24 protein-coding genes are annotated in these 21,867 nt (G+C 34.6%); 5 read left to right on the top strand and 19 right to left on the bottom strand.

The window, feature by feature from the left end; translation table 11 throughout:
- Window positions 1-240 precede the first annotated feature (240 nt).
- Window positions 241-1,122, top strand: a complete 882-nt coding sequence (locus ACX9TM_RS11825) for a cation diffusion facilitator family transporter (protein WP_000380385.1) — start codon at window positions 241-243, stop codon at window positions 1,120-1,122.
- Here ACX9TM_RS11825 and ACX9TM_RS11820 read toward each other — a convergent pair.
- The 5 genes from ACX9TM_RS11820 to ACX9TM_RS11800 form a co-directional block, all read right to left on the bottom strand.
- Entirely contained in the window at window positions 1,112-1,747 is a 636-nt protein-coding gene (locus tag ACX9TM_RS11820; protein WP_000833370.1) for a phosphatase PAP2 family protein, read from the bottom strand. The two genes, ACX9TM_RS11825 and ACX9TM_RS11820, sit on opposite strands and share 11 nt — an antisense overlap.
- 77 nt (window positions 1,748-1,824) lie before the next feature.
- Window positions 1,825-2,580: a sporulation protein gene (locus tag ACX9TM_RS11815; RefSeq protein ID WP_000486625.1), complete on the bottom strand. Its 756-nt coding sequence runs from the start codon at window positions 2,578-2,580 to the stop codon at window positions 1,825-1,827.
- Window positions 2,562-3,383: a serine/threonine protein kinase gene (locus ACX9TM_RS11810; protein WP_000872063.1), complete on the bottom strand. Its 822-nt coding sequence runs from the start codon at window positions 3,381-3,383 to the stop codon at window positions 2,562-2,564. The genes ACX9TM_RS11815 and ACX9TM_RS11810 overlap by 19 nt, the downstream gene beginning before the upstream one ends.
- Window positions 3,383-3,565, bottom strand: coding sequence for a hypothetical protein (locus ACX9TM_RS11805; protein WP_000473371.1), 183 nt, complete (start codon window positions 3,563-3,565; stop codon window positions 3,383-3,385). The genes ACX9TM_RS11810 and ACX9TM_RS11805 overlap by 1 nt, the downstream gene beginning before the upstream one ends.
- A 110-nt stretch (window positions 3,566-3,675) precedes the next feature.
- Window positions 3,676-3,855: a YozD family protein gene (locus tag ACX9TM_RS11800; protein ID WP_000658451.1), complete on the bottom strand. Its 180-nt coding sequence runs from the start codon at window positions 3,853-3,855 to the stop codon at window positions 3,676-3,678.
- A 149-nt stretch (window positions 3,856-4,004) separates the two neighbouring features.
- Between ACX9TM_RS11800 and ACX9TM_RS11795 the strand changes: the two genes are divergently transcribed.
- Window positions 4,005-4,160 (top strand): DUF3930 family protein, encoded by a 156-nt coding sequence (locus tag ACX9TM_RS11795; RefSeq protein ID WP_000431486.1) that lies wholly within the window; start codon window positions 4,005-4,007, stop codon window positions 4,158-4,160.
- A 4-nt stretch (window positions 4,161-4,164) separates the two neighbouring features.
- Here the strand turns inward: ACX9TM_RS11795 and ACX9TM_RS11790 are convergent, their stop codons facing one another.
- The 10 genes from ACX9TM_RS11790 to ACX9TM_RS11745 form a co-directional block, all read right to left on the bottom strand.
- Window positions 4,165-4,827 (bottom strand): hypothetical protein, encoded by a 663-nt coding sequence (locus tag ACX9TM_RS11790; RefSeq protein WP_000101499.1) that lies wholly within the window; start codon window positions 4,825-4,827, stop codon window positions 4,165-4,167.
- 250 nt (window positions 4,828-5,077) lie between these two features.
- Window positions 5,078-5,293 carry a YozE family protein gene (locus ACX9TM_RS11785; RefSeq protein ID WP_000750717.1) on the bottom strand — a complete coding sequence of 72 codons (216 nt, stop codon included), beginning with the start codon at window positions 5,291-5,293 and terminating at the stop codon, window positions 5,078-5,080.
- A gap of 72 nt (window positions 5,294-5,365) precedes the next feature.
- Window positions 5,366-5,638: a YokU family protein gene (locus ACX9TM_RS11780; protein WP_000995763.1), complete on the bottom strand. Its 273-nt coding sequence runs from the start codon at window positions 5,636-5,638 to the stop codon at window positions 5,366-5,368.
- Entirely contained in the window at window positions 5,635-7,056 is a 1,422-nt protein-coding gene (gene kamA / locus ACX9TM_RS11775; protein ID WP_000902142.1) for a lysine 2,3-aminomutase, read from the bottom strand. The genes ACX9TM_RS11780 and kamA overlap by 4 nt, the downstream gene beginning before the upstream one ends.
- Window positions 7,057-7,266: 210 nt before the next feature.
- Window positions 7,267-8,652 (bottom strand): arginine utilization transcriptional regulator RocR, encoded by a 1,386-nt coding sequence (gene rocR, locus ACX9TM_RS11770; protein WP_011110073.1) that lies wholly within the window; start codon window positions 8,650-8,652, stop codon window positions 7,267-7,269.
- 164 nt (window positions 8,653-8,816) lie between these two features.
- Window positions 8,817-9,716: a putative beta-lysine N-acetyltransferase gene (ablB, locus tag ACX9TM_RS11765; protein WP_000878594.1), complete on the bottom strand. Its 900-nt coding sequence runs from the start codon at window positions 9,714-9,716 to the stop codon at window positions 8,817-8,819.
- Window positions 9,713-10,981 (bottom strand): peptidase, encoded by a 1,269-nt coding sequence (locus ACX9TM_RS11760; protein WP_000436698.1) that lies wholly within the window; start codon window positions 10,979-10,981, stop codon window positions 9,713-9,715. Before ACX9TM_RS11760 ends, ablB begins: the two co-directional genes overlap by 4 nt.
- Window positions 10,982-10,996: 15 nt before the next feature.
- Window positions 10,997-11,659 carry a CoA transferase subunit B gene (locus ACX9TM_RS11755; protein ID WP_000525293.1) on the bottom strand — a complete coding sequence of 221 codons (663 nt, stop codon included), beginning with the start codon at window positions 11,657-11,659 and terminating at the stop codon, window positions 10,997-10,999.
- Window positions 11,644-12,342, bottom strand: coding sequence for an acetate CoA-transferase subunit alpha (gene atoD, locus ACX9TM_RS11750; protein WP_000208102.1), 699 nt, complete (start codon window positions 12,340-12,342; stop codon window positions 11,644-11,646). The genes ACX9TM_RS11755 and atoD overlap by 16 nt, the downstream gene beginning before the upstream one ends.
- Window positions 12,339-13,649, bottom strand: a complete 1,311-nt coding sequence (locus ACX9TM_RS11745; RefSeq protein WP_001205882.1) for an aspartate aminotransferase family protein — start codon at window positions 13,647-13,649, stop codon at window positions 12,339-12,341. The genes atoD and ACX9TM_RS11745 overlap by 4 nt, the downstream gene beginning before the upstream one ends.
- Before the next feature lie 949 nt (window positions 13,650-14,598).
- On the opposite strand from ACX9TM_RS11745, the gene ACX9TM_RS11740 reads away from it, so the two are divergent.
- The gene (locus tag ACX9TM_RS11740) at window positions 14,599-15,348 is read left to right on the top strand and encodes a DUF4397 domain-containing protein (protein WP_065382284.1); all 750 of its coding nucleotides are present in this window, start codon (window positions 14,599-14,601) and stop codon (window positions 15,346-15,348) included.
- Between the two features lie 33 nt (window positions 15,349-15,381).
- On the opposite strand, the gene ACX9TM_RS11735 is transcribed toward ACX9TM_RS11740, so the two are convergent.
- Entirely contained in the window at window positions 15,382-16,515 is a 1,134-nt protein-coding gene (locus tag ACX9TM_RS11735) for a BA2291 family sporulation histidine kinase (RefSeq protein WP_000425086.1), read from the bottom strand.
- Window positions 16,516-16,751: 236 nt separating this feature from the next.
- On the opposite strand from ACX9TM_RS11735, the gene ACX9TM_RS11730 reads away from it, so the two are divergent.
- Complete coding sequence (locus ACX9TM_RS11730) at window positions 16,752-17,144, top strand: YueI family protein (protein ID WP_000247558.1); 393 nt, start codon at window positions 16,752-16,754, stop codon at window positions 17,142-17,144.
- A 102-nt stretch (window positions 17,145-17,246) separates the two neighbouring features.
- On the opposite strand, the gene ACX9TM_RS11725 is transcribed toward ACX9TM_RS11730, so the two are convergent.
- Window positions 17,247-18,671 (bottom strand): aldehyde dehydrogenase family protein, encoded by a 1,425-nt coding sequence (locus ACX9TM_RS11725; protein WP_065382285.1) that lies wholly within the window; start codon window positions 18,669-18,671, stop codon window positions 17,247-17,249.
- A 132-nt stretch (window positions 18,672-18,803) separates the two neighbouring features.
- The gene (locus tag ACX9TM_RS11720; RefSeq protein ID WP_000356252.1) at window positions 18,804-20,159 is read right to left on the bottom strand and encodes a hemolysin family protein; all 1,356 of its coding nucleotides are present in this window, start codon (window positions 20,157-20,159) and stop codon (window positions 18,804-18,806) included.
- A gap of 354 nt (window positions 20,160-20,513) precedes the next feature.
- Here ACX9TM_RS11720 and racA point away from each other — a divergent pair, with 354 nt between their 5' ends.
- The gene (gene racA, locus ACX9TM_RS11715; RefSeq protein WP_000456023.1) at window positions 20,514-21,056 is read left to right on the top strand and encodes a chromosome-anchoring protein RacA; all 543 of its coding nucleotides are present in this window, start codon (window positions 20,514-20,516) and stop codon (window positions 21,054-21,056) included.
- A 96-nt stretch (window positions 21,057-21,152) separates the two neighbouring features.
- Here the strand turns inward: racA and ACX9TM_RS11710 are convergent, their stop codons facing one another.
- Window positions 21,153-21,749, bottom strand: a complete 597-nt coding sequence (locus ACX9TM_RS11710) for a hypothetical protein (RefSeq protein WP_000487796.1) — start codon at window positions 21,747-21,749, stop codon at window positions 21,153-21,155.
- Between the last annotated feature and the right edge of the window lie 118 nt (window positions 21,750-21,867).

Raw genomic sequence — 21,867 nt, 5'->3', positions numbered from 1 at the left:
GTAGTAAGAAAAGTATTCGTTTCCTCATCCATCTACCCTCCTATCTCTTTAGTAAATAAACTCCAATTAGGTTCACACCTTGACTTTGTACTTTTCAACATATTTTTCCTTTACGAAACTTTGTTATCCCCTTCTTAAAAAGCTATAAAACGTCAACAATGTTTGTATAGACCCACACGACTTTCGTTTGATACTCTATTTATAGAAAGAAATTCCTTTAAAGAAAGGTGAGTGATTAAAATGGATACTCTTTCTCATAAAGAAGCTGATAAAGGTGCTATTGTCAGCATTATGGCCTACATATTTTTATCCTCTATGAAAATCATCATCAGTTATATTACCCTCTCTAGCGCATTACGCGCTGACGGTTTAAATAACTTAACGGATATCGGTGCTTCTTTAGCGATATTAATTGGTCTAAAAATATCTCGTAAACCTCGTGACCCAGATCATCCGTATGGGCATTCGCGTGCCGAACAAATCGCATCACTTGTTGCGTCCTTCATTATGGCAACAGTCGGATTAGAAGTTGTTATTAGTGCCATTCAATCTTTCTTAAATCCGAAACAAGCAGCGCCTAATGTACTCGCTGCATGGGTTGCTTTATTTTCTGCTGTCGTTATGTACTGCGTGTATTTGTATACGAAAAAAATTGCAGCACGAACAAAAAGTAAATCATTAGAAGCCGCTGCAAAGGATAATTTATCAGATGCACTCGTAAGTATTGGTACCGTAGTAGGTATTGTCGGTTCTCAGTTCCAAATGCCTATTTTAGACCCTATTGCCGCTTTAATTGTCGGTCTTATTATTTGTAAAACTGCATGGGAGATTTTCGTAGAATCTTCTCATATGCTAACAGATGGAATTGATCCTGATAAAATGGAAGAATACGCTGATGCTATTGAGCATATTGGCGGTGTGGAAAACATTGTAGATATTCGAGCACGTATGTATGGGAATCAAACGTACGTTGATATTACAATTGAAGTAGATGCTCGCATGGATGTTGGAGAAAGTCACTGTATTACCGACAACATCGAAGCTATGCTGCGCAAAAAATTTGGAATTTACCATGCACACATTCATGTTGAGCCAATGAAAAAAGAACCTATTATGACATAGGTTCTTTTTTTATGAACGTTTTATGGAATATAACACATAAAACGAGCCAGCTACCGCCAGCTGCCCATCCTGCTAATATGTCAGATGGATAGTGCACGCCAAGATATATTCGGCTAACTGAAATAGATAATACAACAAAGCTTGCTATAAGAATAATTAACAATTTTTTATGCAACGAAATACGCTCTTCAGTAATTGTGACGTATGCAATAAATCCTAAAAAAGCAGTAGCATTCATCGTATGACCGCTCGGAAAACTATATCCAGTTGCAGTAACAAGCTGCGTAACATCAGGTCTTGCTCGTTCGTACCATAGTTTAAGCATACTGTTTAAATAACGAGATCCGTAGTAATTAATTGTTAGAAGTAACGCACTAAGCAACTTTTTTCTAACGAGAAAATACATTACAAGAATAATGAGTAATGGAAAATATATTCTTTTGGAACCGATAAAAGACACCCAAGTAAAATAGGTCGTCAAATAATCGTTTCGAAAGCTTTGAATAAAATGTGCGACTATATTGTCAAAGTTCTCAATACAAGCGGTATGATACGAAAGTGATAATACGACAAAACAAATGAGTAACGTAAAACTTAGCAAGTATAAATGTCGATATCGTTTCACATACATAACCTCACTATGCAAAAAAATGGAGCGGTTGTTTTAGTTTTCCTCTCCATTTCTTTTTTATGCATAGTTTATTAAAAAATATAATTATTAATTTTTTGCTTCATCTCAGGGATATCTTCTCTTGTTACGGTAAAACGAATCACCTTCTCATCAAGATCAAGCGCCTCAGCGAATAAACCAGCTAATCCACGTGATTTTCTATCTACTTCCATAATAATTTCTAGTCGGTCGTATGCACGTGGCAAGATTAATAATTCTAATTCATCTAATTTCCCATAATGCTCTCCAGAAACCGGAATAAACTCAAATTCTTGTGCGAATGGAACTTGCTTACGTAATCGATGCGGTAATTCTTCACATTCTATATGACGTGCTTTAAACCCTAATTCATTTACACTATCTAAAACACTACTTAATAATGCATTAGGTAACACTTGAACATAGTCGCGGTCACTTGGGTCTATACTACGTTTAATATCAAGACCTGTATGAATCCAAACCGTTTTCATACCAAGTGTAAGTGGTGCTTCAATTGGCATTGGAAAAGAAAATGGAATTTCAACTTTTTCATTCGGTTCTACAGAAAACGGTTCTGTTAAGCGTACTCGCTCTAAATCATATGTTGCTGTTACTTTTTTATCATCCACTTCTCGTACATACGACGTCGATAATGTTAAGTAAATGCTTTCAATTTGTTGGCTAACTGAACCTCCAGTTATATGAACCTTTCCAACTATTTCTTCCCCAACAATATACTCATCTTTTTCAAGAACAGTATCTACCTTTGCACTTCCAATACCAACGCTTGCTAAAAACTTTTGAAACATGGAGTCTCCATCCTTTCTAAAGCAGAAGCTACATCTTGTTTTAAATCTTGTACATTCTCATAGTACGGCGTTTTTATTTGTAACATTCGCATAAGCATTTCACGATTATAATGTTCCAAAGTTAATTCTTCGTACCATGGTTTTTCCTGTTTTTCATTAGATTCATATCCTGCATATAATAAAAATAATGAGAAATGACCGAGCGCATAAAAGTCGCTACGAAAGTGAACTTCTCGCATCAAAGCTTGTTCACCTTCGTAAGTTGTAGCTCGCTCATCATCTTCACCTTTCCATTTAGCTAATCCAAAATCGATAATACTAATTTGATTTTCTTTCATTAGTATGTTTGGAATGCGTAAATCTCGATGAATAATGCCTTCACTATGAAACACCGATACAATTTCTAATATTTCATATAAAATCTCAAAAACTTCGCGTTCTGTATATACATACCCATCTATGAAAATATAATCTTCAAAATTTTTACCAGGCATGTACTCCATCACAAAGAAGCTCTTTTTCTCCCATAGGAAATGATCATATAGACTAGGAATTGCATGATGATTTAATGTTTGTAAAATCATTTTCTCTTGTTCAAATGATTTTCTACCAGACTCATATCTTTGTTTACTTTGTCTTAATTGTTTTAAGACTTTATATCTATTTATTTGTAAATCATTAACGACATATGTAACCCCATAACTGCCCATTCCAATTACTGATTCAATTTTATAACGCTCTGCAACAATTGTATTTTTTCGCAGTGGTCTATCAAATAATGCTAGTACACGACGCCATTTCATCAGCTACTTGAAAAGAAGCTACGGCTTTTACGTTTTCTTTTATAATGTTGATGTCCATAACCAGATGAACGTCGTTTATAATCGCTACTTGAATACGAGCGCCCTCTACGACGATAATCACTACTTGAATACGAACGATATTTTTTCTTTCCTAATAAAGAATCAATAATTTTTTTGAACATTCCTTCACCTCTTGAGTAAAATTTCCTTCTCATTATACCAATAATTATTGACTATATTTGTGACAGGTTTGTAAAGAGTAAAAAACGACGAGTTATGCCCGTCGTTACTTTCATTCATCCTCTTCATCAAAAACTTCATCAATCATGCATTTCTCTAATAAATACTCAAATGTAATATCTGCGAGATCTTCAATTTCTTCTCGTTTTGGGACGTACCCTCTTTCAATTAGTTGCTCATAAAAAAACTCCGCAATCTCTTCCGTATCAATCACGACTTCAATTTCCTTCATGAGCATCACTCCTTTATTTCTGTTTTATGAAAAAATCTCAAAATTATGTATATGAGATTAGAAAAATAGATTTTATTTTTTTATAGGTCATAAGCTTTGGACGAGATGCATACGATTGTAGTACAAGCTATTCAAAGGGGGAAATAATAATGGAAAATCAATATGAAGTAGGACAAACAAAAGAAGAGTTCATGCATGAAGATCAATGGGCAGACTCTCTTATAAAGTGGCTTTTTATTTTTTTAATAGTTGTAGGCATACCTTATACTGCATATGTTGTTGTTCAATTTATTCTCTCTTTCTAGTTAACTATTTTTTCTCTGTCAATTTAACTAAATAATTATGAACAACATCCATTACAATTTTATATTCTTCATCTTTAAATGTATCGAACAATAATTGATAATCGTTATAAATATCAAGTAATCCATCAATGATTTCTTGACGATTCGTCTTAACACTCACTTTTTTCGAGTTGTTAATTGACTTTAACTTTCCTAAATCTAATTTATTCATACCTGCTTTATCTTGTTTCATTTTCTTCAAAATTGCATTTGCCGTTTGAGCATTGGCGAGTAACGTTAAATCTGATTCATCCGCTTCTAACCATTCACCATCCGTAATCCGTGACAATTCATAAATTGTATCTTCCCATGCGTCATTCTTATATCTCCATACTTCTGTACGAAAACCAACAATACGGAAAACATCTTTATCATATCCAGTTACTTGCACAAGATCACCAAACGTGAAATTATAATTTAATTCAATCCACTCCGTATCGCCCTTTTTCATATCTTGCTCTGTAACGTGCTGCAATGTTTGCTCTACGTAAAATCCATCGTGATTATTGACTTCGTATACATAAACTCCATCTAAAACCTTCATATTTGTGATTTTCCCAACGGTTCCATATAGCGTAATCACGACTATGTCCCCTACGTTGTATTTAGGTTGTTTTTTTCTTGCCATCTCTATCTCTCCTTTTTTTGACGTCGTGATTTTGATATCAGTATATGCAACCTACATAAAAACGCTTATCACAGAAGCTTATATTCATAAATTTTTTCAATAAAAAATATAATCTTATAAAATTTACATTACACTCAAACAAAAGCTAGTAACTAGACTAGCTTTAAATCAACAAATTTCATAATAAAAAAACATACAGAATACTTCACTTTAAATAAAGTAATGTATTCTGTATGTTTTCAAATAGTTTTTATCTATCTTGTATGTATAAATCCCAGGCTTCATCAAATATAGACATACTTTCTAGCATTCCGCTCAACTCTAAGTATGAACTAATTTCATCATAGTCTTCAGATTGCTTCGGAAAACTTAAATCATCATACATCGCCTCTGCTAAATCTGAAATTTCATTTCTAAATAAAGCTGCACGATGCTTCATCATATAATGGTAAAATGTCTTTTTCAAAAATATTCCCTACCTTTCTAACTTGGGTACATTATACAAGGCAAAAAAGAAAAAAACCAGCATAAAAGCTGGTTAAAAGTCGAAATAATTTCTTTTTAATAGACGCGGTCTTCCCATTAATTCTTCATATGTTAGTTGTTTTGGTAAATCTTTCGTGTAAATTAAGAATAATTGATCTTCAATTTCTTTTACTGTATGGTCTGATTGATAGTCCATCCCGCACGAGGAACAAGAAATACATGGTGTCTCTTGGATTTCAATGGCTTTCGTACCATCTGGTAATTCCCAATATACAGTATTCAAGCTTTCTTTCGCTTCTGTACTGTCACACCACATACAATTCATACTGCATCACCCTCAGTTTTTTTGTCGTTTTCTTCTAACTTAGCCATTTGTGCTTGATATTTTTTATCTTTTAATTGATCGCGCTTATCACGTTTATCTTTTAAAGATGCATGAGTATCATTATCTTCGTAGTCTTTACGACGGTTCATACGCTGTAAGTCGTCTGGAACGAGGTTAAATTTCTTATCGCTCATAAGACCTGCGATACCAACATCTGAACGTTTTTCTTCGTAGTTCGGATAAATCTCTTTAAAGTATCCTTCCGCTCTTCCTGGAATATAGCTCTCTGGCTCTGGATACGTCGTAATAACACCTTCAAAGTTACGAAGTACAACTTTATCTGCACTTTGTGAGATTAAATAGTTTGGCTGAAGTGCAATTTTACCGCCTCCACCTGGCGCATCAACAACGAATGTCGGAACAGCATAACCAGATGTGTGTCCACGTAAACCTTCAATAATTTCAAGACCTTTAGATACTGGTGCACGGAAGTGACCGATACCTTCAGATAAGTCACATTGATAAATGTAGTATGGACGTACACGGATTTTTACTAAGTCATGCATAAGTTTTTTCATAATTGGAACGCTGTCGTTAATACCAGCTAAAATTACTGCTTGGTTTCCGACTGGAACACCAGCATTCGCTAACATTTCACATGCCTTTTTCGATTCTTCAGTAATTTCAATAGATGTATTGAAATGTGTATTTAACCATACTGGATGGTATTTTTTAATAATGTTACATAAGTTTTCTGTAATACGTTGTGGGAATACTACTGGTGCTCTCGTTCCGATACGAATAATCTCAACATGCGGAATCTCTCGTAAATTTTTTAATACATATTCTAAAATTTTATCGTTAATTAGAAGTCCGTCACCACCGGAGATTAATACATCTCGTACTTGTGGCGTTTCACGAATATAAGCAATTGCATCATCTAATTGTTTCTTCGGTACACCCATTCCAATTTGTCCACTAAAACGACGACGTGTACAGTAACGACAATACATAGAACATTGATTTGTTACTAAGAATAGTACACGGTCTGGATAGCGATGTGTTAGCCCTGGAACTGGTGAATCTTCGTCTTCGTGAAGTGGGTCTTCTAAATCATATTTTGTTTTATATAACTCTTCCGAAATCGGTACTGATTGCATCCGAATCGGACAGCGTGGATCATCAGGATTCATTAGCCAAGCATAGTACGGTGTAATATTTAACGGGATCGTTTTCGTTGAAATTTTAACGCCCTCTTCTTCTTCAGGTGTTAAGTTAATCACTTTTCTTAAGTCATCTAACGTTTTGATCGTATTCGTTAATTGCCAAACCCAATCATTCCATTGCTCTTCAGTAACATCTTTCCATAATTCGATATCCTTCCAGTGACGATTTGGTTTGTATACATCATGTAACATTGCTATTCCCCCTTTTTATACGCTCATCCTTTATATAAGCAATAGTTATGCCAACTTTACATTGTTGATAAGTAAATGTGCGGAGAACCCTATTACATAAGCGAAAAAATATTTTTAAGCGTTGTATGAAATCAATACTTAACATCATATTCATTACTTTTTATATATGTAAACGCTCTTTTATTCGTGCAAACACACAAAAACCGCCGATTATTCGGCGGTTTTGTCGTACTTGCTCAGTTTATATTGAAGCGTTTGACGAGGGATACCCAACATTTTTGCGGCTTGTAATATATTCCCTTCCGTTTCAATCAACGCTTGATCTATTAATTCTTTTTCTGTTTGATGAAGTGCTTCTCTAAGTGGCATTATACCCTTCTTCTTCGAAAACTTCTCTTTCCGAAATGTACGTGGTAAACAATTGGCTGTTAATGTATTCCCTTCTGCAATAATAACAGCATGTTCAATCGTATGTTTTAACTCCCGTACATTTCCAGGCCACTGATAAGCTTGCAGTCTATCTTTCGCTTCCTCATCAATTTGAAGTACACCTTTTTTATAACTTTTATTATATTCTTTCAAAAAATAAGATGCTAATAATAGTACATCCTCAGTTCTTTCACGAAGCGGTGGGATATATAATGAAAATACGTTTAAGCGATAATATAAATCAGTGCGAATTTTATTCTCTCGTAAACATATTTCTGGAGGCTGGTTCATCGCGGTAATAACACGAACATCTACTTTTCTCGTCTTATTATCACCAATTCTTCTAATGACTCCATCTTCTAACACTCGTAACATTTTTGCCTGCAAATCAAGAGGCATTGAATTTAGTTCATCTAAAAATAATGTCCCACCATCAACAAGTTCAAATAGCCCAGCTCTTTCAATCGCTCCCGTATAGCTTCCTTTTGTCGTTCCAAACAATAAACTTTCTAATAGCGACTCTGGTAAAGCTGCACAGTTTTGTGCAATAAATGGCTTGTTTTTTCTTTTAGAAGCTTCATGAATTGCTTGTACGAACAGTTCTTTTCCTGTTCCTGTTTCACCATATATTAAAACATTCGCGTCTGTTGGTGCTACTTTTTGTGCTAACTCTTTCGTCTGTTTAAACCGCGTATCATTTGTCACTATCGTCTCAAATGCAGCGTGCTTTTTAATCACTTTTTTTCTAGATGATCGCTTTATTTTCGACTGTAAGTCAACAATTGTGTCAGTAAGCTTTTGAATTGTAGAGTAATCCTTTGCAATTTCAACAGCCCCAGCAATATTCCCATCTATAAAAATAGGTAACGTCGTATTTACTGTACAAACATCTTCACCATTTAAATTTTGATAATGTTGTACCTGATGTACGATAGGTTTTTTTGTATCTAGTACTTTCATCAATGTACTCGTTTCCCTTGATAAAGACGGGAACGCTTCTAACAGATGTTTCCCTAACACTTTTTCAATCTTCGATCCATCGTGTTTTGCAGCTACAGAATTATAAAATATTGTAATTCCATTTTCATCTACAGCGTGTATAGCCTCATCAATACTGCCCAAAATCGCTTCAATGACTTCTTGTGTCGAAACTGCTAGCAATGTCATCCCCCCTTTTGCCGAAAATCCAGCAATTACATGCCGAATTTTCGGCACACCTATGTGCGATTGTAAGCATGACGATTCCGTTCTATAATTTTAATCAATTTTATATTTTCATTAGATAACTCGAAACTCTAATTAGTACGGCTTTTTCAAACACCCAGCTCCACCTAACTGTTTTGCTTTACAGCCAAATTTTGAGGCGGAAGTTTTACTGCTTTCGAATAGCTAGAAAGATCTTTCACCCATATATTCATATCTTCCAACTTATCGAAAATGTAGCAATTATTCGCCAGTCTTCCTGTATACGTATAGCCTAATTGATGAAAGGCAGCATTCATTCCGAAAGAAAGCGATCGAGCAATTGTATAGGAGCAGAAAATAGATCTTTCTTGAAGTTCTTCCTCTAATTTAATTAGTAAACTTTTCATAAATCCATGTTTACGGTATTCAGGTAAAGTAGCACAATTCGTTAATTCTGCATTCCCTTCCTTTATGTTCATTTCTGCAGATGCTGTACTAATAATTTTCCCCTCAAATTCATACACGTAGTAAATTGTATCGTCTTCTTTCATCGTCTGTAATACATAACTCGCTTCATTTAAAGGTGTCGGATACACTTCAAATACTTTTCCGAATACAGTTGCTAATTCTTCTGCATCTTCTTCAGTCGCTTTTCTCAGCAAAAATTTCTCTGGAACTACTTTTTCTTTTATTTCTTTTCCTTTTACACCGCTTAATATAGTATCTTCCTCAATCCAATGCATACTATTTCGTCTTTCATCATTATTATATTTCACAAAAAAGTATGCATCGTGTCCTTGAAAATAATGAGGTATCGTTGCTTCCAACAAAAAACCGAAAGAGAGCCATGTTGAAACATGCTCTCCCTTTCCTTTAATAATACATTTAGTGAAAGAATGTTTCTCTGCTAGTTCGTCAATTGTCTGTATAATACTTTCAACATTTCCTGTATAGTGATCTACCCGAATACGCTTATTAAAATAATCTAAAACACCTTCTACTGTATAACAATTCGTCTGTTCTCTAAAAGATTCATAGTATTTCATTTTTTCACCTCACACCAATCTAGTAATGTACATGCAATAATTTTTGCGGCAGCTATCATTTTATCAACTTCTATATATTCGTTTGGATAGTGTGCTACTTTCGTCTCTCCTGGACCAAATACTATTGTTGGTACGTTTGCAATTTGTGTAAATAAACCTCCATCAGTCCCCCACGGAGATGCTTCAATAATTGGTTCGTTCCCTTCGATTTCAACAAAGTTGTGATGAAGTGTCGTAATGAGTTCATGATTCTCTTCTAGTTCACCAGGAACCCATCTCGCTCCAAACCATTCTACTTCTACTGGATTTTCAACAAACCAATTGTCCACATCATTTAATTCAGCAATCCAATTCTCAAACTCTTCTTTTGCCGCCTCTATAGTCTCATTCGGCGCAACACCGCATCTTCCTTCTAAAATTAATTCATCGGGAACAGAACTTGGCCAACTCCCTCCTTCAATTTTCCCAATGTTAATTGGAATTGGAATCGGAATTTCTTTAAATAACGGATCTGTAATTCGACTATTTCTTTTCTCCTCTAGCTTTCTTACATGTTCTATAACAAACATACTTTTTTCAATTGCACTAACCCCTTCATAGCGCGTTCCACCGTGTGCAGCTTTCCCTTTTACACGTAGACGAAACCACATGGAACCTTGTTGTTTCGGGAAAAACTTCATATTAGTAGGCTCCGGAATAATGACACCATCTGCCTTATATCCTCGTAATATAGTTGCTAATGTCCCTGCTCCGCCACTTTCCTCTTCTATTACACTTTGAAAATAGATGTCTCCTTTTAATTCAATGTTAGATTCAATAATCGCTTCCATCGCAAGCATAAGTGCGACATTTCCGCCCTTCATATCCGTCGTTCCACGGCCATATATACGATTTCCGATTTTCTCACCGCTATAAGGATGATGTTCCCACTGATTCACATCCCCTTCTGGAACTACATCAATATGCCCATTCAATATCATAGATTTCCCGTCGCCACTTCCTTTTAAAGTTGCTACAATATTTGGGCTATCTGAAAAACTTGTACGGGGTGATACAAAATAAGGATGATCTTTCATTTTAGAAAAAGAAGGCTCCCATATATCGAGCTCTAAACCTAATTCACGTAATTTTTCAATCACAATTGCCTGCGCACCGCTTTCATCACCAGATACGCTCTTTTCTTGAATTAATCGTTTTAAAAATTTCACACTTTCCTCTTCATGGCTCTCAATATAATCACAAACTTGCTTTTTTAATTGCTCCATATATTACATCTCCCTTCATTCAATTACTAGTAAGTTAGAACTAATTTGAAAATCAGCTTCTGTATGTCGTTTTACATCTTCTACTGTGTATGGGCTCATTAATTCTTGTAATATAAGTCCACTCGGAGTTACCTCCATGACTGCCATATCAGTAATAATTAAATCTACACATTTCTTTGAAGTTAATGGCAATGTACACTCTGAAACAATTTTTGCATTTCCGTACTTATCAACATGATTCATCACAACAACGACCCGCTTCGCTTTTTGTGCTAAATCCATTGCTCCACCAATACCTGGAACACGTTTTCCAGGTACAATCCAGTTTGCTAAATCACCATTTTCACTTACTTGTAATGAACCAAGAATCGTTATGTCTAGCAAACCTTTTCGAATCATCCCAAACGCTGTGCAGCTATCGAAATAACTCGCTCCTGTTATAAGAGAAGTTGGTAAACCTGCTGCATTACACAAATTTTCATCTTCATTCCCTTTACTTGGCGTTGGTCCCATGCCGACGATTCCATTTTCCGCATGAAACATAACATTTATATCTTCAGGCAAATGATTTGGTACAAGCGATGGTATGCCAATACCTAAATTTACAATCATACCATTTTGTATTTCTTTCGCCGCACGCCTAGCAATCTTATCCCTCACTTCTACGCCCATACCCATTTCCAGTTCACTCCTTCCGACGGTACAATATAATTTACGAAAACACCTGGAACGACAATTTCCTCTGGATCTAAACTTCCAAGCGGGACTATTTCTTCTGCTTCTACAATTGTTATATCCCCAGCCATAGCTACATGGGGATTCATATTTCGTGCACTTTTGTCAAATACAAGGTTACCAAACGGATCTGCCTTTTTCGCATATACAATTGAAACTTCAGCAGTTAATGCTGTTTCAACTAAGTAGGTCTTACCATTCATTTCAACTGTTCGTTTTCCCTCTTCCACAATCGTATCAACACCAACATCAACTAAAACACCACCAAGACCAACGCCACCAGCGCGAATACGCTCTGCTAATGTTCCCTGCGGAGAAAACTCAATTTGTAACCTTCCCTCGTTTAATTGCCTTCCTGCATTTGGATTGGAGCCAATGTGAGAAGTAATTATTGATTTAACTCTTTCATTTGTAACAAGACGACCGATACCTACATCAGGAAATCCAGTGTCATTTCCAATTAAATTTAAATTTGTAACGCCTTTTTCTAAAATTGCCTGTATTAAAGATGGAGGGGATCCAATCCCTCCAAATCCCCCAAACATCAATGTCATATCATCATGGAACAAAGAAATTACTTCCTCAATTTCTTTTAATTTACCGAATGTATTTGTAATAGTTGTCATGCGATACTATGCCCTCCTTTTTGCATCATCTCTTCCACACTTTTAGAGAAAATTGAAAGTAATTCATCTAACTCGGAATATGTAGTTGTCATTGGCGGTGCTACAAGCAGTGCACTATCTTCTTTTCCTGCTTGCCCTGAAACTGCTTGGTATAACAGCAGACCATTTTTAGCTGCAACTGAAATAAGCTCTGACGCTTTTGTAAACGGTTGCAATTCTACCCCGATTAGCAACCCTTTTCCGCGCACATCAGCAATGATTGTCGATTGTTGCTGAACTTTCTGTAAGCCTTTTATTAAATACTCTCCCTTTTCTGCTGTTTTTTCAGGAAGATTATGTTTCTCCATATATTCAATAACAGCTAAAGCCGTTGCTGCAGACAATGGATTTGCACTTAACGTATGACCGCTCATTACTGAACGTGATCCACGTAATATTGGTTCCATAACACGATCACTTACAACTGTCGCTGCCATCGGTGTATATCCCGCTCCTAACCCTTTACCAAGTGTCATAATATCCGGCTCTACGCCCCAATGCTCCATCGCAAACCATGCTCCAGTACGACCAAGCCCAGTCATTACTTCATCCGCAATAAATAAAATATCGTAATGGTCGCAAATCTCTTTAATGACTTTATAATAGTCTTTCGGCGGAACAACCGCGCCTCCAGCTGCTCCGATAATCGGCTCAGCAATAAAAGCAGCAATATGCTCTGCACCAATTCTTTCAATTGATCTTTCTAGTTCAGTCGCACATGCCAGCTGACAAGTTGGATATACTTTTTGAACAGGACATCTGAAACAATATGGAGCTGGTATAGTCGGATAATCTTCCAAAATAGATACGAAACGTTGTCTACGTAGTGGATGCCCAGACATCGATAAAGCACCCATCGTAATACCGTGATAACTCATCCATCTTGATAAAATTTTATGTTTCCCTTGAATACCTCGCTCTTGAAAATGCTGAATTGCAATTTTCATAGCTGTTTCATTCGCTTCCGTGCCACTATTTACAAAAAAACTCCAGTTCAAATCTCCTACACTTAAATCACTTAACTTCTTCGCTAATTTTTCAGCTGGTTCACTCGTAAACTGTGATCTATAAACGAAAGCAATCTCCTCAGCTTGCTTTTTAATAACGTCTGCAATCTCCTTTACGCCATGCCCAATACCTGCCGTAATTGCTCCTGACGAACCATCAAAATATTTATTGCCATTTTGATCATACAAATAAACACCTTTTCCATGTGAAATCATTGGATACGGCTGACCAACAAGTGGTTTAATTAAGTAATCGCGCATAGCGCTCCCCCATTTCTCCAATTTGTATATATATATGAAGAAAATTGACGTTTCTTTCATAAAAAAGAATCCTCTGCAAAAGCAGTGAATTTATCAAAAAACTATTATAAAATATACAAATGAGTGCTTAAAAATTTTTATAAAACAGAAAATTCAGAACTAAAAAACCGAAGACCAACCCTTTTCTATACGCCCAAATAACCCTCCTTTTTATATGAAATGACTACATCACCAAATGTTTTTATAGCATAATGCCAACTGTCCTTAAATGCCGACATTCTGTACACTTCGACGGAACTCCCGTTAAACTCCTTCCTATTATCCTACTTTAAATTGCATATTTTAAAACAAATTTCGACACCCACCTTACTAATCAATTCAGATTCCTATTCATTATGTAAACTTTTCAGTTTTAAACTATAAAAAAAGAACCGATTAACCACACTAATCAGTTCGTCATGACGCTCTCTTATGGGTTAATACTGTCAATTGCTAAAATAAATAGAAAAATGAAGTTTACAAATTCATCCTACAGCCTATAACACAAAACCTTTTCATAACTTCATTCACAATTACTATCGGGATATCCCTATCCCGAAGTGGCACTCCTTTCCTCAGATTCAAAGTATCTTTCCTTTATAATTTATGTAGGACAATTATCACTTTGTATGTGTATTTGCCTATAATTAAAAAAATCCCTAGTTTTCTAGCGATTTTTGGACATGTATTCAATATGTTAATTGAAATGCACTTTCAATTTGGCATTTATTTTACTTTCGTACAGTCATATGTACTGCTTTACTCTGCGAAATTCTCGTAAGCACCAGCACCTCTTTATGAAAACATATTTGTTGTCAATTTTTAATTTTCCCTTTATAAAATCATTTTTTTTGCATAACCGCTTTCTTGCTTCGCATATAGTTTTAATGATGACAAAGGAGGAATGTTCATGTCTCAATCTGAAATCGAAAAATATGGACAAGAAGTTACACAATACGAACAACTCGCACGTTACTATCAGTTTCGTAATCCTAAAAAATATATAGAATTATATATGAAATATTACGATGCACTATCAAAACTTGTACAGGCGTATGAAACAAGAGACTCACAAGAAGCTGCTTTACCGTCACATATAAGAATTTTTCATGCCAATCCAAATATACCAGCGGTTGACATTTTAGTAAACGGACAAAAGGTTATTAAAAATATTTCATTTAAGCAATTCAGCCCTTATTTATCATTAGTGCAAGGTAAATACCGTATAGATATTGTTCCTGTCGGAAATGAAACTCCAATCTTTTCAGCGTTGGTACCAATAATGGGAAATCATACTTATACTCTTGCTGCAATAAATAGTGATAATCACCTACAATTACAGCCTATACTTGATAATACACATTTACCAGCTGGTCAAGCCAAAATACGGTTTGCACATTTCTCTCCAGATACCCCTGTTGTAAACGTAGATTTAAAAGATGGGGATCATTTATTTGAAAATGTACTCTTTAAACAAATAACAGATTTTTTGCAAGTTAGCCCTGGTACAGCAGATATTGAAATTTCACTCGCAGATAATAAAAACGTTTTATTGACTATGCCAAAATTCAATGTTGAACCAAATGTTATTTATACAATTTCAATAGTAGGTTATTCAACTAAAGATCCTAAATTAGAAGCCGTTATACTCACAAATTAAAACAGTCTACACCATTCATTTGGTGTAGACTGTTTATTTTTGAAATGCAATTTGAAATTCTGTCCAATCGTTATCTGATCGACACATAATGGATCCATTATGTTTTTCCACAATTTGTTTACATACAAATAATCCAATACCAGTTCCTAACTTTTTAGTAGTTACAAATGGTTCAAAAATCGTTTCTACATTTTCAGCTGGAATCATTGGTCCATTATTTTTTATCACAATTCGAATAGCTTGATCTTCTTCAAATACATCAATGATAATTTTTCGTTCTTCTTTCATTGATTCAAGAGCATCAATTGAATTCATTAATATGTTTAAAAATACTTGTCTCACTTCACTCCGATAACCAACAAGCGGAATTGGATACGGTAAATTCTTTTCAATCAAAACATTCGCATTGACCAAACTCGGATATAAGAATTGTATAATGTCTTGAAACAAGTCATTAAGCCAAAACCGTTCCGATTCATTCCACATTTCTTTTTTCGATACGAGTAAAAATTGCGAAATACGAAAATTTAATTGATCTAATTCATGCGAAATAATATCTAAATACGATAAACTCGGATGATCCGCCTTTAATAATTTAACAAACCCCATAATGGAAGTAAGCGGATTACGAAATTCATGTACAAAACTAGCTGACATTTGCCCTAAAATCGTCAGCCTTTCTTTATGTGTTTCGTTAATATATTGCTGTTTTTCCTCTAAATTCTTCGATATAATTTCCGAGTATTTTAAAACGGTATAATAAATTAATTTGTCAAAACAAGTATGTATTTTTGCCATAATTGGTTTCAATTCACGAGCGCTAACATCTAATTCACACATCGCTTCGAAAAGTTCATTTCTTCCCACGTTTGCGTTATAAACAAAATCTCCAATATTCGCATCTGCTCCAGCACGTTCAATAGCAATTTTCTCACATAACGGTTGAAGATAATTTATATCTTTATCTTCCATAGTAAGTTCGATAATTAACTCTAGTAAATCCTCTCCATTTTGAACTACTTCTAGTTTAAATGGATCTTTTTCGGAAATTATCATTTTGTTTTTCCAGTTCTCTACGAATTGGTGCCTATTGTTTTTCAAGTGTGAACAAAATATTTCTTTAATATCCTTATCGATTGGAAAAACCTCCATTCCCTCCATTTCCATACGACGAATACCCTTTATATTTTGAATATTAACACAAAAAATACGATTCGTTAATAGATTTTTGTCACATTTTGTTAATTTCTGTTGATAAAATTATTTTTTCTTTCTTATTTAACTAATTGTATACAAATCCCCTTTTTCCTTCACATATTTTCATTATTTCCGTAGTCAAAACGACTTTTTTTTGCATCATTTTTAATTCTTGCGTACAATAGAAAATGAAAGGTGTGAAAAATATGGTAAATAAAAATGTGGAAGATTATCTCCAAGAAGGCATTTACGGCCAAAAGCAAAACAAACCAGAAGAACGTAATATGTATTTAACTACATTACGTGAGCGTGTGGAAATCGCTTTAACAATCGGTCAAGTAATGCAAAGTAATGTATACTCTGAAGTGGCGGGTAGCATGCGCTCTTCTCAATCATTACAACTCCTCCTAAATGGTGGCATTGCTTACCCACATTTATCAAAATACATTAAATTAGCAAACGAAAAAAATGTTCCTTTTACAATTGTTCAAAATAAAGATACAAAAACACCAATCGGTTTAGTATTAACTCATGCTACTGCTATAGATAAAGAACAAATTTATGTAGAAGATACTATTTTCAAACAAGAAATGAAGTAAAAGTTACACTTAATTAAATAGTTACTAGAAGCGTAAAAAACGAGTATGGAATCGTAAACATTTCCTACTCGTTTTTTAGTGCAAGTTTTAAGTTTTTCCACTTTATTTTTTAATACATACTAATTTCATTTCTGTCATTTCTTCTATTGCATATTTAATTCCTTCGCGTCCCGTGCCACTTTCTTTCACACCACCATAAGGCATATGATCTACTCTGAACGTTGGAATATCATTAATCATGACACCACCAACCTCTAACTCATCAATTGCACGCATTGCTTTAAATAAATTATTTGTAAATACTCCTGCCTGTAAGCCGTAACGCGAATTATTTACTTGCTCAATCGCTTCATCAAATTCTTTAAATGTATTTACTGTCATGAGTGGACCGAATACTTCTTGGCACTGCACAGATACATGATCTGGAACATTTGTTAATACAGTCGGTTCAAAAATTCTTGCATCCTGCTTCTTACCACCACATAAAACAGTTGCTCCTTCCTTAATTGCTTCTTGAACCCACATATCAATTCGCTCTACATCTTTTTTTGAAATTAAAGCTGATACATCCGTTTCCTCAAGCAATGGATCACCAACAACAACTGATTCCATCGCTTTCTTTAGCTTTGAGAGAAATTCATGTATTTTCGTTTCATGTACAAAAACACGTTGTACTGAAATACAAACTTGCCCATTATTAACAAATGCTCCCCATTTTACACGTTCAATTATTTCATCTGTTAACTCTACATCTTCATCAATAATAACAGCAGCATTTGAGCCTAGTTCTAACGTAACTCGTTTTAGCCCAGCCTTTTGTTTTATTCCGATTCCAACTTTTGGACTTCCGGTAAAAGTAATAGAAGCAACGTAATCATTTTTGACGATTGCCTCACCAACCGTGGGGCCAGGGCCAGAAATGATATTTAAAGCTCCATTTGGCAATCCTGCCTCTTCAAATAACTCAACTAATGCATAAGATGATAATGGCGTTTGATCAGCTGGCTTTAATACAACTGTATTTCCGGCAGCGATTGCTGGTCCAACTTTATGCGCTACTAAATTTAATGGGAAATTAAATGGTGTAATAGCCCCTATAACCCCAATCGGCTTTCGGATTGTATATGCAATACGCCCATCTGCACCAGGTGCGGCGTCTAATGGCAATGTCTCACCATATATACGCTTCGCTTCTTCAGCTGCAAATTTGTACGTTTGAACAGTACGATCTACTTCTCCCCTTGCAGCACGTATTGGTTTTGCAGCTTCTTTTGCAATAATCTCTGCAAATTCTTCTCTTCTTTCATCCATTTTTTGTGCAACTTTCTCTAAAATAGTCGCACGATCATATGCAGATAATTTATTCATTTTTGTCATTGCATTTTTTGCAGCAGTAACAGCCTCTTTTACATCTTCTTCCGTTCCTTGTGCAATTTCCGCTAATGTTTCTTCAGAATATGGTGCGTATAATGGTTTATACGTGTTTACAGATTTCCAACTTCCGTTTATATATAAATGCTTTTTCATACTTCTTCTCCTTCCAAATATATGTATACAACAATACTTCACCTAGTGAAAGGTTCAACTTATGTCATTGTATCATAGCCCCTATCCCTCAAAAAACATTATGCTCAAAAAAACTCTGCTATATAGCAGAGTTTACGAGCTAATTTGCTCTTGTAACGAAATTTGTTTTTCATCTTCTAAAATAACAATCGATTCTACTATCTTTGTAACTTCTAATCTTTTTATATAATGTCCATCTAATTCTTTCACACAAAACTTATAATTTTCAATTTCAATGGAATCCTCTTCAGCAATCTCTATATTCTTCGTTAAAATCCAACCACCGATTGTATCAACACCATCATCATCAATCCCTAAACCAAATAACGTATTCACTTCACTAACAAGTACTTTTCCCTCTAGTATCGTCTTCGTTTCACTAACCTTTTGAATTTCTGGCTGCTCATCCGTATCAAACTCATCCTGAATATCTCCAACAATTTCTTCCAAAATATCTTCAACAGTAACAAGTCCAGATGTCCCACCATATTCATCTATCAATATAGCAATATGTGTTCTTTCTTTTTGCATTTTTAAAAACAAATCATGAATGGGAATAGAATCGATAACTAAAATAATTGGTCTCATATATTGCTCTACTGTCTTCTTATTAACAGCTTTATGTTGTACAAATTCAGTAAAAATATCTTTAAAATTCACAAAACCTATTACGTGGTCTTTGTCGCCATCAACAACTGGATACCTTGTATATTTTTCGCGAGACATTTTTTGCAAAGCTTCTTCAGCAGGCATCTCTTTACTTATAATATTCATTTCAGTTCGAGGTACCATTATTTCTTTTGCAATCCGATCATCAAATTCAAAAATTTTATTCACATATTTATATTCAGATTGATTAATCTCACCATTTTTATAACTTTCTGAAACTAACAACCGTAATTCTTCTTCTGAATGAACCTCATCATGCCCCTTCGGCGGTTTCAGCCCTAGCAGCTTCGTAATGATTCGAGCTGAACCATTTAATAGCCAAATGAACGGGAATGCAATACGATAAAAGAAAATTAACGGCTTAGAAACAAGCAAACTCACTTGTTCAGATTTTTGAATTGCAAATGTTTTTGGGGCCAATTCCCCTATTACAACATGTAAAAAAGTAATTAACAAAAATACTAAAGTTACAGCAAAAATGTCTGCTAGTTGAGTAGAGATATTCCAATTTGCAAAAAGCGTGTCAAACATTTGCTTTAACGCAGGTTTACCAAACCACCCAATTCCTAAAGCTGTAACAGTAATTCCTAACTGACAAGCAGATAAATATTCGTCTAAGTTTGTAATGACTGTTTTGACCGATGTTGCACGATTATTTCCTTCTGCAATTAAATAGTCAATTCGTGAACTTCTCACTTTAACAATTGCAAATTCTGCTGCAACGAAAAATGCCGTTAAGGCAATTAAAACAATCACTATACTTATACTATATATGTCCAAATACTTTTCCTTACTTACTTTGTAAGCAAGGAAGCCACCTCCTACTTAATTTTATTCAAGTGAAGTAAGCATTCTAATACTCTAACAAAATTCTACATTAGCAACCACCTTTTTATATATTATATGCATACATAAAAAAGATATTTATCATTATGATAATCTAATTCATTTACACTCGTCAAATTATTCTAAATGTTACGATAAGACATTTTTATTTAAAAGAACTATTCTCCTCAACTCAATTTCGTGAAAAAACACTTTCTTTGCCGATTCCACACTTCTTTTGTCGCACTAGAAGGGAACTTACTTCATAGCTCGAAATCATTCAACAGGATATATATAGGGGGGATTATTTTGGAATATAAAACACCATTTATCGCAAAGAAATTAGGTGTTAGCCCAAAGGCTGTTGTCCGGATCGCGCAACAATTAAATCTTACGATAGAGAAAAACAAATATGGCCACTTTATTTTCACACAAGAGGATGTCGATCAAATGTTAGAACACCATCGATTTCAAATAGAGCAATCTCAAAATTCTCAATCTACTCAAAAGGCTTCCTCAAATGAAGTTGAGGAATTAAAAACTCAAGTTAATACAATTGTTCAAAACATATCATCGAATGATTTTGAGCAATTAGCTAATCAATTAAACACTATTACGAGAAGACTTGATCGAATGGAAGAACAAATGCAAGATAAGGCAAATGATGTCGTCACGTACCAACTTTTACAACACCGTCGTGAAATGGAGGAAATGTTAGAGCGAATTCAAAAGTTAGAAGCTGCCCTAACGAAAGAAGAACCCATTTATATTACTCCGGATTCAAAACCAACATATGAACGAGAAAAGAAACCGAAGCGCCGCAAAATGATTTTTAGTATATTTGGATTATAATTTTTAGACCCTTATTAAAATAATAAGGGTCTTTTTTAATGAAGAGTTATATCCTATACAAATATTATTCTCTTTATTATACATATTCACTTCGCTTTATTTCGTTAACATAATATTTTTACTGTATTCTGTAATTAATGCCTGTGCATGAGCATTCCCTTGAATCACATCACGAAATTCTTTTAAAGAATACAAATGCGTAACCCCTTTTCGAGCATGAATTCTTACTGGTACACCTTGTAAAGTATCATGAAACTGAAAAGGATTATCTATTGGTTCAATTGGAAAACCAAGTGTAAGTAAATACATATACATTCTTTTTGTTACTGCTGCAATGTACCATTCAGCTTTTGTTTCTAACGCATGTATAAATAAAATAGCTGTTAGCCTTTTGAAATGTCCTCTTCCACGAGACGTTTTCGAAATACTTAACTTGCCTATTTCATATACATTCTTCAAATCTTTTACTAAATCATTTTTAGAAAACGGATAGAAAAACTCAGAATTCGATTGTTCAGGTACCGTATACTTAATACATTCTACTGTACCAATAGGATGTTCATCTTCTATTAATAAAAATCGTGATGGATTTAAATTACGTTCTACGAACATTAAGTTTCTTTCTTCACAAAAATCTCCCCATAGTTGCTCGAACCCAAAATGTTCTTCCTTTGTTTGAACACGCTGGAACATATTTAACCGCCTTTCCCATCGCCGCTCTGTTTTTTTGATAACGCTTTCACTATCTATCATATAAGAACAAATCTTCGTATGCAACTAAAAATATTTATGACTTATTATATTCTGCAAA

This window comes from Bacillus sp. LH1, assembly GCF_057924895.1.
Note: the sequence above shows the minus strand (reverse complement) of the source record. Positions and strands in the feature narration are given on the sequence as shown.

Coding starts and splice junctions, on each gene's coding strand:
- ACX9TM_RS11795 (WP_000431486.1), top strand. CDS start 4,005: ATGGAAAATCAATATGAAGTAGGACAAACAAAAGAAGAGTTCATGCAT.
- ACX9TM_RS11730 (WP_000247558.1), top strand. CDS start 16,752: ATGGTAAATAAAAATGTGGAAGATTATCTCCAAGAAGGCATTTACGGC.
- ACX9TM_RS11800 (WP_000658451.1), bottom strand. CDS start 3,855: ATGAAGGAAATTGAAGTCGTGATTGATACGGAAGAGATTGCGGAGTTT.
- ACX9TM_RS11815 (WP_000486625.1), bottom strand. CDS start 2,580: ATGTTTCAAAAGTTTTTAGCAAGCGTTGGTATTGGAAGTGCAAAGGTA.
- ACX9TM_RS11825 (WP_000380385.1), top strand. CDS start 241: ATGGATACTCTTTCTCATAAAGAAGCTGATAAAGGTGCTATTGTCAGC.
- kamA (WP_000902142.1), bottom strand. CDS start 7,056: ATGTTACATGATGTATACAAACCAAATCGTCACTGGAAGGATATCGAA.
- atoD (WP_000208102.1), bottom strand. CDS start 12,342: ATGACAACTATTACAAATACATTCGGTAAATTAAAAGAAATTGAGGAA.
- ACX9TM_RS11810 (WP_000872063.1), bottom strand. CDS start 3,383: ATGAAATGGCGTCGTGTACTAGCATTATTTGATAGACCACTGCGAAAA.
- ACX9TM_RS11735 (WP_000425086.1), bottom strand. CDS start 16,515: ATGGAAATGGAGGGAATGGAGGTTTTTCCAATCGATAAGGATATTAAA.
- ACX9TM_RS11740 (WP_065382284.1), top strand. CDS start 14,599: ATGTCTCAATCTGAAATCGAAAAATATGGACAAGAAGTTACACAATAC.
- ablB (WP_000878594.1), bottom strand. CDS start 9,716: ATGAAATACTATGAATCTTTTAGAGAACAGACGAATTGTTATACAGTA.
- ACX9TM_RS11725 (WP_065382285.1), bottom strand. CDS start 18,671: ATGAAAAAGCATTTATATATAAACGGAAGTTGGAAATCTGTAAACACG.
- ACX9TM_RS11790 (WP_000101499.1), bottom strand. CDS start 4,827: ATGGCAAGAAAAAAACAACCTAAATACAACGTAGGGGACATAGTCGTG.
- ACX9TM_RS11755 (WP_000525293.1), bottom strand. CDS start 11,659: ATGGGTATGGGCGTAGAAGTGAGGGATAAGATTGCTAGGCGTGCGGCG.
- ACX9TM_RS11805 (WP_000473371.1), bottom strand. CDS start 3,565: ATGTTCAAAAAAATTATTGATTCTTTATTAGGAAAGAAAAAATATCGT.
- ACX9TM_RS11745 (WP_001205882.1), bottom strand. CDS start 13,649: ATGCGCGATTACTTAATTAAACCACTTGTTGGTCAGCCGTATCCAATG.
- ACX9TM_RS11710 (WP_000487796.1), bottom strand. CDS start 21,749: ATGTTCCAGCGTGTTCAAACAAAGGAAGAACATTTTGGGTTCGAGCAA.
- ACX9TM_RS11760 (WP_000436698.1), bottom strand. CDS start 10,981: ATGGAGCAATTAAAAAAGCAAGTTTGTGATTATATTGAGAGCCATGAA.
- ACX9TM_RS11780 (WP_000995763.1), bottom strand. CDS start 5,638: ATGAATTGTATGTGGTGTGACAGTACAGAAGCGAAAGAAAGCTTGAAT.
- rocR (WP_011110073.1), bottom strand. CDS start 8,652: ATGACATTGCTAGCAGTTTCGACACAAGAAGTCATTGAAGCGATTTTG.